The 13,226-nt window shown below is 42.0% G+C and carries 9 protein-coding genes; 2 read left to right on the top strand and 7 right to left on the bottom strand.

From position 1 onward, the window contains the following. Window positions 1–108: 108 nt before the first annotated feature. Window positions 109–1,524 (bottom strand): NADP-dependent phosphogluconate dehydrogenase, encoded by a 1,416-nt coding sequence (gene gnd, locus M3180_RS12525; RefSeq protein WP_251667912.1) that lies wholly within the window; start codon window positions 1,522–1,524, stop codon window positions 109–111. 235 nt (window positions 1,525–1,759) lie between these two features. Here gnd and M3180_RS12520 point away from each other — a divergent pair, with 235 nt between their 5' ends. Together M3180_RS12520 and M3180_RS12515 are read left to right on the top strand one after the other, a co-directional pair. Beyond that, a complete protein-coding gene (locus M3180_RS12520) occupies window positions 1,760–2,923 on the top strand; it encodes an ROK family transcriptional regulator (protein ID WP_251667910.1) in 1,164 nt (387 codons plus the stop codon). Window positions 2,924–3,122: 199 nt separating this feature from the next. After that, window positions 3,123–4,466 carry a gluconate:H+ symporter gene (locus M3180_RS12515; protein WP_251667908.1) on the top strand — a complete coding sequence of 448 codons (1,344 nt, stop codon included), beginning with the start codon at window positions 3,123–3,125 and terminating at the stop codon, window positions 4,464–4,466. Window positions 4,467–4,548: 82 nt separating this feature from the next. Here the strand turns inward: M3180_RS12515 and M3180_RS12510 are convergent, their stop codons facing one another. The 6 genes from M3180_RS12510 to M3180_RS12485 are packed head-to-tail and all read right to left on the bottom strand — an operon-like array spanning window position 4,549 to window position 13,224. Next, on the bottom strand, window positions 4,549–5,220 hold the full coding sequence (locus tag M3180_RS12510) for a DUF4956 domain-containing protein (protein WP_251667905.1): 672 nt from the start codon (window positions 5,218–5,220) through the stop codon (window positions 4,549–4,551). 29 nt (window positions 5,221–5,249) lie between these two features. Further along, window positions 5,250–5,960, bottom strand: coding sequence for a polyphosphate polymerase domain-containing protein (locus M3180_RS12505; protein WP_251667903.1), 711 nt, complete (start codon window positions 5,958–5,960; stop codon window positions 5,250–5,252). Then, window positions 5,961–9,056 carry an exopolysaccharide Pel transporter PelG gene (gene pelG, locus M3180_RS12500; RefSeq protein ID WP_251667901.1) on the bottom strand — a complete coding sequence of 1,032 codons (3,096 nt, stop codon included), beginning with the start codon at window positions 9,054–9,056 and terminating at the stop codon, window positions 5,961–5,963. Then, entirely contained in the window at window positions 9,016–10,470 is a 1,455-nt protein-coding gene (gene pelF, locus M3180_RS12495; RefSeq protein WP_251667899.1) for a GT4 family glycosyltransferase PelF, read from the bottom strand. The genes pelG and pelF overlap by 41 nt, the downstream gene beginning before the upstream one ends. An 8-nt stretch (window positions 10,471–10,478) precedes the next feature. After that, complete coding sequence (locus M3180_RS12490; protein ID WP_251667897.1) at window positions 10,479–12,329, bottom strand: DUF2194 domain-containing protein; 1,851 nt, start codon at window positions 12,327–12,329, stop codon at window positions 10,479–10,481. Then, window positions 12,307–13,224 (bottom strand): hypothetical protein, encoded by a 918-nt coding sequence (locus tag M3180_RS12485; protein ID WP_251667895.1) that lies wholly within the window; start codon window positions 13,222–13,224, stop codon window positions 12,307–12,309. Before M3180_RS12485 ends, M3180_RS12490 begins: the two co-directional genes overlap by 23 nt. Window positions 13,225–13,226 lie beyond the last annotated feature (2 nt).

Here is a 13,226-nt window from a genome sequence, read left to right as displayed (position 1 = left end):
GTCGATATTCTAGCTTCTGTTAACGAATTTAGATTTATACTGCACAGTCAATGAAACACATTGTCATGTTGCCGCTCTTGAGGTATAGCTATAACATGCTAGTGAGGATTACGATTCCATCCAATTCGTATGGAAGACGCCCTCTTTGTCCACACGCTGATACGTATGCGCTCCGAAGTAATCGCGCTGTGCTTGAATTAAGTTCGCAGGCAGCACGTCTGAACGGTAGCTGTCATAATAAGCAATCGCACCTGCAAATGAAGGTACAGGAATACCATGCTGAATCGCTAGTGCAACAACATCACGCAAAGCACTTTGATATTGAACAGCGATATCCTTGAAGTAAGGATCAAGCAACAGATTAGCTAGCTTCGGATCACGGTCGTATGCATCCTTAATTTTTTGTAGGAATTGCGCGCGGATAATACAACCACCGCGGAAAATCATCGCAATGTCACCATAGCTTAGATTCCAATTATTCTCTTCTGATGCAACACGAAGCTGAGCAAAGCCCTGAGCATAGGAAACGATTTTGCTTAAGTAAAGCGCACGTCGCACCGCTTCAATTAGTTCTTCCTTGCTGCCTGTATACGCTGCTGCAGCAGGTCCAGGTAATATCTTACTTGCCTGTACACGCTCGTCCTTCATTGCAGATATAAAGCGTGCGAATACTGATTCTGTAATAATGGATAGCGGAACGCCTAGATCAAGAGCATCTTGACTCGTCCATTTGCCTGTACCCTTTTGGCCAGCAGCATCAAGGATCACATCAACGAGTGGCTTGCCTGTCAGCTCATCCTTTTTACCAAAAATGTCTGCAGTAATCTCAATCAGATAGCTATCGAGCTCACCTTTATTCCACTCTTTGAATACGCCTTGAAGCTCTTCTGCATCCAGCTTAAGCACATGCTTCAAAATAAAGTACGCTTCAGAGATTAGCTGCATATCACCGTACTCGATACCGTTGTGAACCATCTTCACATAATGGCCAGCACCGTCTGGTCCAATGTACGTACAGCAAGCATCTCCATTGACTTTAGCTGAGATCGCTTCCAAAATGGGTCTAACTAGCTCATACGCTTCCTTCTTACCGCCCGGCATAATCGATGGCCCCTTCAAAGCGCCTTCTTCTCCGCCTGATACGCCTGTGCCGATAAAGTTGAAGCCTTCTGCCTCAAGCTCCTTATTACGACGGATCGTGTCATGGAAGAACGTATTTCCGCCATCGATAAGAATGTCGCCTTTATCCAAATGCGGCTTCAGCTGTTCGATTGTAGAATCCGTAGCTGCACCAGCCTTTACCATAATTAATATTTTACGCGGTTTTTCCAGTGAAGCAACAAACTCTTCAATTGTGCGAGCACCAACAAACTGCTTGCCTTTTGCTTCTTGCTGTAAAAACTCCTCTGTCTTATCGTAAGAACGATTAAATACTGCTACAGAATAGCCTCGACTCTCTATGTTCAAAGCTAGATTTTTCCCCATAACCGCCAGCCCAATAACACCAATTTGCTGTTTTGACATTATGAATCACTCCTTGGAACACCACTAAAAATTTAATTTGTTTAGTAGGTGAATTAATTATATAATAAACGTAACAATTCCTAATCTCTTTGTCAAATTAAAATTCAATTTTATTGCTAGCACATTGACTAAAACTGTTGAAGATAGCATGTTATAATTAAAACACTGTTTCAATTTCATGTATTCAAAAGCAGCTTACTTTGCAATGAGTCGCTACGATAGGTAGGAGGTACATATGGTTACTGGAGATGCAGCTTATATTAAAAAGATAAATCGCTCCATTATTATAAGAGAGATACTCAAGGTAGGTACGATCTCACGAGCTAATCTCTCGAAGGTGACAGCTCTAACAAGAGCAACAGTGTCAGCTCAGGTTGCCGATTTAATTGAGGATGGCCTTGTTACGGAAAAGCATATCGAGCACAATCATGTCGGCCGTAAGCCTATTATGCTCTCTTTGAATGCTGAGGCAGGCTACGCGCTTGGCATAGATCTAGAAACAGATCATATTACGTTCATGATCACCGATCTGCTAGGTAATCCAATCTCTACTAGTGTCGTGCAAAATGATTCTACTCGCTATGAGAGTACCGTAGAGCTGCTCATTAAGCAAATTACCGCCTACAAGAAAAACTATAGTGATCGACGCCATGGGATTGTAGGCATCGTAATCTCAGTTCATGGACTTGTATCTAATGATGAAATGATCCATTTTATCCCACGCTTGAATTGGTCACGTGCTCCATTGAAGCAGGATTTAGAGGCTGCGCTTGGTGTAGAGGTTCATATTGATAACAATGCGAACTTAACAGCATTCGCTGAGCGTGTCTATGTACACCACGATACAGAAAATCTAATATCAGCGACACTTTACAGTGGTATTGGTATGGGCATGATCGTGAATAATAAATATTTCTGCGGGAAAGACGGGTTTGCCGGTGAGATCGGGCATATGATTGTTGTGCCTGGTGGAAAGCCTTGTGAATGTGGTAATAAGGGCTGTTGGGAGAAATATGCCTCGGAGAACACCGTATTAGACCAGCTTTCTCAGCTATATCCTGAGGAGAGCTTAAGCTATAATCTCATTTTGCAAAAATATTACGAAAAGGATGAACGGCTCACCGCAATTATCGATCAATTTATCTATTATTTATCGATTGGATTAAACAACGTCATCAACATCTATAATCCTGATGTTGTTGTACTTGACAGCGAACTGCTCCGGATCTATCCCCATTCATTAGAGAAAATTACAGCAAATTTGCATTCTAAAATTAGCCACTACCAGGGGCTATATATATCAAAGCTAGGTAAAAAATCGTGCACATTAGGTGCTTGTGCCAAGGCGATACAGCTATTTTTAGATGTTCCAACGATTTCGCTGCCTTATAAAAATTAATAGGTGCTTACCAGTTTTTGTTATTGACGTACTGAAAACGGTTCATTATCATAATATTGAATTTGTTTGTTAAATAAACAAATCAAATGTGTACGTGTTTTTTATCATGTTTAGACGTATTGAATGCATTATTTACAAACTGAATAGGCCTAATCATAGGTAAGCACACTAGACGCATATACATCAAGGAGGAAACAGCATGAGTTTTACAGATTATTTGCCCATTATATGGGTAGCGCTAGGTGTTGCCTTACTGTTAGTGCTCAATATTAAGTTTAAGCTTAACAGTGTCATCTCGCTCTTAATATCTGCCATTTTTGTTGGTATACTGAACAACATGTCATTGCTAGATGTTGTTGCATCAGTTAAATCAGGATTTGGTGGAACTCTTGGAAGTTTAGCGATCATTGTTGGTTTTGGTGCAGTATTAGGAAAGCTGATGGTTGATTCAGGCGCAGCTCAACGCGTAGCAGATACGCTGCTGCAAAAATTCGGTGTTAGAAACGTAGAATGGGCGATCATTATTGTCGGTATGATATTTGGTATATCCGTCTTCTACGAGGTTGCCTTCATTATTCTTGCACCACTTGTTATTAGTATTGCAGTTGAGGCCAAAATCCCTTTCCTAAGACTTGGAATTACGATGGTAGCTGCAGCAACGATGGCACATAGTATCTTCCCACCACAGCCTGGACCTGTCGCGCTTGTAAGCGCTTATGGTGCTGATATGGGTATGGTTTATATGTTGGGCATCATCGTTGTTATTCCTGCCGTTATCGCAGCGGGAATTATCCTTCCACGAGTGCTATCTAAGATCTCAAATTTGGAGCGTCCAGTACCTCCATTATTGAAAAAAACGAAGGAATTCACCAATGAAGAGATGCCTAGCTTTGCAGCGAGCTTACTAGTACCACTTACTCCTGCAATCATCATTACGTGCGCAACGCTTATCAATATGTTCATTGATAAGGAATCGAACACGTATCAGCTTGTTAATTTCTTCGGTAGCTCGGAAATAAGTATGATTATCGCTGTGCTAATCGCGATTTATGTATTTGGCATTAAGCGCGGCTTTAAGCTCAATGAAGTGATGGGATCGTTCTCTAAAGCGATTGAAGGCATTGCGATGGTTGTATTCATTATCGGTTCAGGCGGTGCTTTCAAGCAGGTCATTCTTGACTCTGGTGTAGGTGACACGATTGCGCAAATGATGCAAAACACTAGCATCTCACCTCTCATTATGGCATGGTTCATTACAGCCCTTATTCGTATCGCCACGGGAACTGGTGTAGTATCAGCCATTACTGCGGCTGGTATTGTCGGGCCGTTAATGACAACGTTTGACGTTCACCCTGCACTGATGGTACTCGCTACTGCAGCCGGAAGTAACACGATTACGCATGTTAACGATGCTTCATTCTGGTTGTTCAAGGAATACTTTGGCTTGTCTATTAAGGATACGTTCAAATCTTGGGGATTGCTGCTCTTCACCACCTCGATTGTTGGTTTAGGTGTCGTACTCATCCTCGATCTGTTTATATAACAACAGCTCAATCATAATAAAGCAGGGGATGTCCAACTGTCCGTTCATTGAACGCGACCTTGGACATCCCCTGCTTTTTCTTCTATTGTGCGTAATCTCCTGTGTAATTAACTAGCGAAGCATCACTAACTCCCTTTATTTCAATGATCGATTGAAGGAAGGCGGTATTGTCATCTACTAGCTTAATTTCATAGGTGACTTCCGTATAGTTTTTACGTACATTTTTCGATTTCAGCTTTCCTTTTAGCTTTCTTAGCTCAGTTCTCAGCTCGTTGATCGCTTCATCAGTATGTCGAATGATGAGTAGATAAGCCTCTTCTCTAACCTTACGTTTACTTAGCCAGAAGATCACTAAACCAATAATAAGTGAACCACCAATGGCAAGCGGATAGATTTTAGCACCTGTTGCTATACCTGCCGATATCGCCCAGAACATATAAACGATATCAAGCGGATCTTTGACTGCAGTTCTAAAGCGGACAATACTTAGGGCACCAACCATACCTAAAGATAAGACGATATTGGTGCTGATCGTCATAATGACGAGTGTTGTAATCATCGTCATAAGCACGAAGGAAACATTATAGTTGTAGCTGTACACAACTCCGCGGAATGTTTTGCGGTAGATCGCATAAATAAACATTCCGATTAAAAAAGAAATAATTAGTCCAACGACAACGTCGTAATAAGAAACCGTGCGGAAGCTCTCTAATGTTAATACACTCTTTTTAATAATATCCTCAAAGGTAGTCATCCATATCCCCCAACCTATTGTTCGTTACACTACTGAGTATGCAGCAGCATTTGTTGTTCCTTGCACAAAACGTATTTTGATATGCTGGATCGCAGATGATTAGCTGGCGTAATGAGCGGCTTCACAACGCTAGGCAGCATATCGTCAAACTTCACTTCCATAATCGTAACACTTGGAGGCATAATCTCGGCTAACGAGAGCTCCGGATGAAATAAATCAAGCTGATTACTTCCTACAGCAAGTCGTTTATCAAACGTAATCCTCACATTTCCCTGCGGGAATACATAGGCTTCACGCCAATAATCTACGATCGTAGTCGGAATATAACCCGATGCTGTTAATGCTGCATAGAAATCAAGTCTTAGTGGATCCTCTGTTTCATATAAGCTTTCATAGTTTCCAAGCAAGATTTGATCATATTGCGCTCTAGTAATCGTTACTGATTCCTTGGCAACATAGTCTCCAAGCTTGCTTTTTCGCTCCAATGCAATATGATTGTCTGACCCGTTGTAGATACGAATTCTAAACTTTTGCCGTTTAAACACGCCATCATTTTTTGTTTCAAGCGCCGTTCGTCTTGGATCATCAAAATACAAGCTTCGAATATTGTAGCCATCAATATCAATCGAATGCTCATCAAGCGTTAACAGCTGTGAAATTCTCATTCGAAGTGTAAGGTAGTCATGCATATGCAAATAATATTTTTGCTCTGTTCGCAGTCTTTTCCCTCTTAATTTCAATTAATTCACCTCGAAATCTTTAATGCCATAAAATAAATCATCTTCGACATCAATGTAGATCTCAAAGTTGTCCTGTCGATTTCCTTGACTATCGACGACAGAAACACCCCAGAAGTAGCGTCCCGGTTCTAGGCTTGGTATCGAATGCGTGATTTCTTTTATTTCTTTGTTTTCATAAACAACTTCCTGCATATACTTATCCTTCGCAATGACGATCTCATAAGTTAGCTCATCATCCTGCAAGTCGAAGGAAACGCCCCAATCAAAAAACAGTTTACCGTTTTCTTGACGTACATCATTTAAGTAGAACGGCTTCGGTTTCTCCAGGTCATCATAGTAGCGCTCCAGCGATCTTTTCGGTGTATTCAGGATCCGCTGAATATCGCTATCATAGGTTGATACATGATCTGGCAAGTATTTAACGTCGGGCATACGAGAGACGAATGGCGTTACAATGCTCTTATACTTGTTCAGCTGTTGCTGCACCGTTTCTTCATTGATGTACGTATACAGCTCCTCGATCTTCTCGGTGAGTTTATTAACATTCTCCGCGTTTCTAAAGTAACGATTATGCAGAACAACGCCCCAATAGTTACTAATACCGGATTGGTACGGACGAATAAAGTCCATATTCCTTTGAAGCTCCCATGCACCGTCATAATCCCACGGTAGGAAATACCACTTATCAATGTTTAACGGCGAATACAGGAAGAAATTGTTCGCGTCAGTATCCATATTGTCCATCAATATATTCATGGCGGTCCATGTTAAAAAATTATCGAGATCGAAGTATTTCTCAATCGTTTGTTCAATTGGAATGCTATAATCATTCACCGCATCGAGCATTTCAATGAGCTTGTCATGCTCCTCCCGCCCTTTAACCTCAAAGATTTGCTCAAAAGTTGCAATATCGTAGGCAGGATCATCTTTCGATCTAATTTGATCCGGGTAGCGGAAAAACTCAAAAAACTTAACCTTGTACAAGTAGCCATTTGGATCAAGCATATGTGCTTTTAGAAACTTCTTATTCGGCTGCTCTACGTGCGTATAAAGCCCGTAGTCCTCATAAGGAGCATCCTTCTCTCCGTTGGATAGATCCTTAACGTACACTTGAATGAACTGTGTTCGTAGGCTCGTCATATCCGGTATTGTCTCCATCAGATCAAAGCTGAGCTTATTACGCAAGCGAGACATATCATCAATATGCTTGTTCAGATTCAGTCTTTCCTGGTCCATGTATGTACCAGCGTCAGCATAAAACTTGAGCTTATAGGACTTTTGTACACGAGACCAAGCAGAATTGCCTCGTACTGCTATCGAGGCATTCGCTTTCGTAGCTCCATACTGAAACATACCTGCTTTGGGACCCTCGCCATTAGGCAGTCCCTCTTGAACAATAACTTCCAGATCCTTACCAAGCTCCTTATCGATCTGACGGTTTAACTCATACCAATCGAACGACACATCTCCATCCTTTTTCGGTAGAATCGTTAGGTAGAGTGCCTTCAATGTGTCGTCCTGGTCTCGTTCATACAGTCTTTTATCATCCATTAGCGCGTAGCTAACTTCTCCGGCTAAAGCAGCACTTCCGCTTTCTTTGAGATCATCAATGGTATCGTCGCCCAAGCTGCAAGCTGAAATCAGCATACAACAAGCAATTAGCATCGTGACTGCACCCGATCTAAAGCGTCTTCTCTTACTGGTCTGCTTCTCCTTCGTATGAATAGGCTGCGCACAAAACGTGTAGTAATCGATATTACGCAGTACATATAGCAGGCGAATAATTACAGCAGCTAGTGCTATAAACGCAGCTATAAACATACCTAAACCATCGTAATCCAGATTCATCGTCACGATAGTACATCCAATGTTAAGCAAGAAGAATAATGCCCCAATCATAAATACACCTTTCTGGTCATCAAAGTACATTAAAATATGAACAAGCGAGAACAGCATAATAAACAGATAATAGGCCAGTGACAAAATAATAAATAAGTCAAGCTGCTGCATCGTAAATCCTACACGCGGTAGCAGTAAAATACCTGCACCAATTGCCAGCACGGTAAACACAAGCTGTATTTCCATTAGGAAGCTGATTTCACGAACTAACGTATTCTGCATGCGCCGCTTTGCATTTTGAATATCCTGCACAGTCCCGCCCGTCAATATGTTCAAATAATAATGTCTAAACTTTTCAAAGAATGAGGTTTCTACTGAAACGACAAACGTAACGAGTGTTGGCAGCACGGTAAGGAATGCATAGAATACCGGCACATCGTATGGCATATACACTCTGTATGCTTCTGCAATATGATAGCCGTGCCCGCTGAACCAATACACAAAGTTATGCAGATAGATACCTGAATAAATCAGGCAGCCTGAGAAAAATAGGCTTGGATACTTCTTGAAGTAGGTCAAAAACTCAAAATAATACTTCGTATCTGCTTTAGGAAACTTTTGTTGAAAGTGAAAGCCAGTTAACGTGCAGATGATGAAGAAACCAACATCTAAGCCAATGAATGCAGAGAGCAGCGTTGAAATGGAGAAGAACTCCATACCGAGCCAAGCGACCAACACAGCTGCAACTGCACCGATAATAAAGCTTCTTGCAATCCTCACATAGTCTTTAAGTGCGGATAAATATACTCCCTGCAGCCAAATAATGACGAGAAATATAAAGAAGAAGTACGCGCTAATTTTATAGGATAAATCAGCCTGTACCCGACTTAGAAACAAAAAGGCCGCTAGTGAAGCGATGGGCAATACGAGGGTTAGTACCCCGTAATAGGAAGACATCAGCTTTCGATAATCCTTCGTATATAGACAATCCGATACGTACCGTGTAATGACTAGTGAAATGCCCGACGTCATAACGATTGAGAAGATAAAGCAATACGAAACTGTAGCGATGTACAGCTCCCAATCCATATAGCTTCCGTTATATCTAGACATAAGCCGCTGTAGGATAATAATCAATGACATACATAAAATCATAGGTCCAACCGTAGTCATCGAGGAATATGCGTAGGCACGTAAATTGTTAAGCAACCCTTCCTTATGAAAGAGCTTTCGCAGCTCGAACCCTATTCCTGCCATTTGCTTTGTCCTCCAATTCAACATATAGTTTGCGATAGCCTGCAATGACATCCTCTTGACGATAATGCCTACTTACACGCTGATAGGCGTTATGTCCATATTGTTCACGCAGCTTTTTGCTTTTCGCCAGCTTGATGATAGCCTGAGCTATCTGCTCCACATGCATAACCGGTGCAATTATGCCAGCAGGTCCAATCGCATCCTCCATACCCTCCAGCAGCTCCTTGCAGCTTCCTACATTCGTTGCAACAAAAGGCTTCCCTGCTGCCATACCTTCCAAGATAGCCAGTGGCTGGCCTTCGCTTATACTTGTCAGTACGAGCAAATCCATCTTACCGATATACTCCATAATATTGACCGAGCCTGTGAATATAACATCCTTTAGCTGCAGAGCATTCATCAGTCGAATACATTCCTCGTAATACTCCTCATCCTCTTCATAGGAGCCCATAACATAGAACACTGCGTTCGGAATTTCTTCCTTGACGATCGCAAAGCTTTGCAGCATCGTCTTTATGTCTTTAATAGGAACGACCCGAATGATTGCCCCGATATTAAGCTGATGCTCCGGCTTTTCAGTATCTAGCTGCTCGTATCTTGATACATTAACTCCATTTGGAATAATCTTTATTTTTTGCTCATCACAGCCCAGCTCGATCTCAATTTCTCGATTACGATTAAAGAGCGTTGTTACTTGATCTGCTTGCTCATAGGCACAGGCAGACAAACGATAGAAATATTGAATCCATAGATCTTTAAAATAGCCTTTAACCCAATCTGCTTTAATAATTTCTTCTTCTCTTTCCCGAGAATAAATACCGTGCTCTGTTAACAAAAATGGCTTATTATACAAGCCCTTCGCCAGCGCACCGACGACACCTGCATAGCCAGTAGAGACGCTATGATACAAGTCTGCCTCAGGGATTTGCTCGCGTATCGTAAGAAACAACGGTAGAATCATCGACCGTACAGTCCAGAACATCTCTGTGTAAGGAACGAGCGGATAGCATCGCTGACACAAATCTTGAAGTAAATCGTAGAAATCCTTACTCTGTAGGAAGTCAGCCACATGATCATATTGCTTTCGACGCAGCAGCTCAAAAAGCTCCTGCCAGTGAATCGCGCCTTCGTCACCAAGCAAACGCAACAAATTCTGACGATCATTGTCAGACAGCTTGAAGCGCTGTCCCCACTTGCCTTCTTCCGTTAGATAAGAATCAAGAAAAGTCTCTCTCACCTCAACGATGTTGGAAGGCAGCTTATACTTAAACTTTCCTCTTTGCGAACGCGATGCAGCAATCGTAAAAATTATAAATTCATGCTCCTGCATCTGCGTTGCAATCTCATGAATCCAACTGGAAACTCCTCCTGTGACATAAGGATAAGAGCCCTCAGCAATGATACATATTTTCATTGCTTCACCTACTTTAACTCAATATTAAAATGCTCATCTGTCGCTTCCACCAAATAGGTGTGCTCATCAATGAGCTTGACATTACAATTGGTCAATCTACCAATTTTTTTCTTAGAACGAAGAATAAAGTATTGATTGCTATTGAAATGGTTAATATCAACCTTGATCTCGGAATCCGTTTGCTCTCTAGTAATTTGACTGTTTAACACATGTGCGACATGAATAGCAGCCTCACCAGATGTTTGCGGCTTTAGCCATGGATACGTGCTTTCCATACGATTTAGCATGTATTCAAAATCTTTGTACAGCTCACCCCAGCCCTTGTTGCCACTTCGGTAATCGTCAAACATATCGTCAGGATGAATAAAGTGCGAGATGAAACCATAAGCGGTCATCACACTTGCCTCCAACCACATCATATCTGGCGAATCAGAATAACCAGATGTAATACGAGGCATTTCAATGATCCCGTCATCTGCAATCTCGAACTCCTGTACATAGGAGAAATCCTTTGGATCTTCCTCATACAGGCTTGAAATGACACGCAGCGTCTCCCAGTTGTCTACAAGTGCTTGACGCCCTTCTGCACTTAGTATGTTAGAAGGCGGTACATAGCTAACGACGTTATAATTCGGAAACGCGCTTTGGGTATACGATAAGACCTCTCTTATAGAAGCTTCCATATCCTCGTAGGAATTCCAGACGACGTAATCATATTCGTCTGCAATATCTTGCCTAAACTGCAGCGGCTGATGATTATAGCCGTGAATACCAACCTCACCACCTGTCTTAAGCACCTCTCTGCCGAAAACAATTAAATTCGTTAAATCCTCCTGACGGTACTTAGGCAGAGGAGCTTCGATCGCTTCGTTATAATCCTCTATCGCTACTGCTGTATATTTCAGATCATAGTTTTTGGCAAGCTTAATCATATCCGGCCACCAAATCTCTTTGAAAAAGGTTGCGACGTTGCGATTATATTCCTCTTTAATCTCTTTTCTTTCCTCTGTACTCATCGGTGCAGGATAATCGTCTATATAGAAGAGCTTGGCATTAAATATTGGATAAATATAATCCGGAATAAGCATGCTGATCGCACCGACGACTAAGCCGCGATTGGATTTAGTAAACAGATTATTGCCGTTATAGACTAGAACCGCACCATCTCCGTGCTCGTAGCGCCAAGCAATTGGTGTCTGGTTTTTACCTTTAGCAAGCAGTTCACTATTATGATCCAGCTCAACCGAGATCGAATCATTATAGAAGAAGTCATCGGTAAACAATGCATCCTTCTGCCCAATCAATAGATTGGAGGTGAAGTGGATATCATCATTGCCAACAACATACCAGTAATTTACGATACCTAGCTTACGATATAGCTTCGTAAACACCGGTCCTGGGTGATCCATTCGAGAAAAAAACACGTAGCCTCCATCATGTATATACTGCTCAAGCTCTGTAATGGAGTCGGTAAGCACCTCTATACTTGCTGTCATAATGACCGCTTGGCATGCATCATAGCTGAGCTCATCGCTAGCTGTATCCAATACGGTATAAGGCTGCTTTAAATAACTGTACACCTTCTCAAAGTTGTTATAGTAGCTTACGCTGAGTGAATCCTCACTGTTATATATGATGCAGTGTGCATCAACTCCAGCAATATCGCCGCCGTCAATATTCATAGAGACGGTAGTGACCGTTTCCTGAAAGGTTTGCCACTGCCCCAAAGACGTTTGACTATCATTCGACACGTATTTGAGCATTAGGTCAGATCTCGCAATTTGAGAAATGATGCCAAAGATGAGGATGCTGAGCATAATGATGTATACGTTTCTTCTAAATCTTATATTGTTCTTCATCTACTACCCCTCTTGACCAAAATCTAACCATCATTAGCCCTTGATTAGTTAGCCTAATTGGAGAGCTTTTCAAGCGTTCAAGTGTTTGCTGCAGCTTTTGATAGGATCGAATGACAAAGTATACACGCAGCAATGATAAATATGCTTGCTCACTTAACGGATAATGCTCAACGTATTGCAGTGCCGTTTGTTCTGCGTCGGAATAAATACCTAGCTCGATTTCAATATCCAGCTTAGCTGAGAATAACCACTCCTCCTGCTCCCCCTGCTGATAAGCGTGCGTTAATACAGATAGATAGGTGTACTGGTATTTACGCATCGTCCTTTCATCAAGAAAGCCGCTTTTTAGGTAAATGGCCAGCACCTCTATATATGCTTTTGCAACCTCTGGATTATGCTGTTCCTGCTCGTAGCGAACCTCGAGCTCCTGCAAAGAGATGAGCAGCTTGCGCTTCAATTCCATAATCGCACTTACCGCATAATGAGAGGTTTCTGTATCCTCATTGCTAATGGCTTGCTGCAGAATCTCAATATATTGAATTGTATCCTGCTTCAATACATCGATTAACACCTGTCTGCGATCCTTATGCTGGCTGACGACTAATGCATCCTCGATCGGCACTACATCAAGCTCACGCTGCTTCTCGATGCGGTGAAATACGCCAATTCGTCTGATCTTATGCTCCTGCTGCTGACTGTCTACATAATTTGCGAACTCTTGCTCGGAGTTGCGACGAGGCTTCCGTATCCATAGAATCGGCATAAACCAGCCTACAACCGGTAAACAAGCTACGATGGCCAGCTTAATGATTGCTGTAGGCTTGCTTTTCCAGTTAAGAAGCAGCAGCACGATGAAGGAAACCACTAGATAAATCCCATATGCTAACCACAGCATCG

This window comes from Paenibacillus camelliae, from assembly GCF_023715345.1.
GTDB classification, from domain to species: Bacteria; Bacillota; Bacilli; order Paenibacillales; family Paenibacillaceae; genus Pristimantibacillus; species Pristimantibacillus camelliae.
This window is presented reverse-complemented; position numbering and strand designations above follow the sequence as displayed.

What these genes read in the sequence shown, in the direction of transcription:
- gnd (WP_251667912.1), bottom strand. Translation starts at nt 1,524, where the DNA reads ATGTCAAAACAGCAAATTGGTGTTATTGGGCTGGCGGTTATGGGGAAA.
- M3180_RS12520 (WP_251667910.1), top strand. Translation starts at nt 1,760, where the DNA reads ATGGTTACTGGAGATGCAGCTTATATTAAAAAGATAAATCGCTCCATT.
- M3180_RS12515 (WP_251667908.1), top strand. Translation starts at nt 3,123, where the DNA reads ATGAGTTTTACAGATTATTTGCCCATTATATGGGTAGCGCTAGGTGTT.
- M3180_RS12510 (WP_251667905.1), bottom strand. Translation starts at nt 5,220, where the DNA reads ATGACTACCTTTGAGGATATTATTAAAAAGAGTGTATTAACATTAGAG.
- pelG (WP_251667901.1), bottom strand. Translation starts at nt 9,056, where the DNA reads ATGGCAGGAATAGGGTTCGAGCTGCGAAAGCTCTTTCATAAGGAAGGG.
- pelF (WP_251667899.1), bottom strand. Translation starts at nt 10,470, where the DNA reads ATGAAAATATGTATCATTGCTGAGGGCTCTTATCCTTATGTCACAGGA.
- M3180_RS12490 (WP_251667897.1), bottom strand. Translation starts at nt 12,329, where the DNA reads ATGAAGAACAATATAAGATTTAGAAGAAACGTATACATCATTATGCTC.
- M3180_RS12485 (WP_251667895.1), bottom strand. Translation starts at nt 13,224, where the DNA reads ATGCTGTGGTTAGCATATGGGATTTATCTAGTGGTTTCCTTCATCGTG.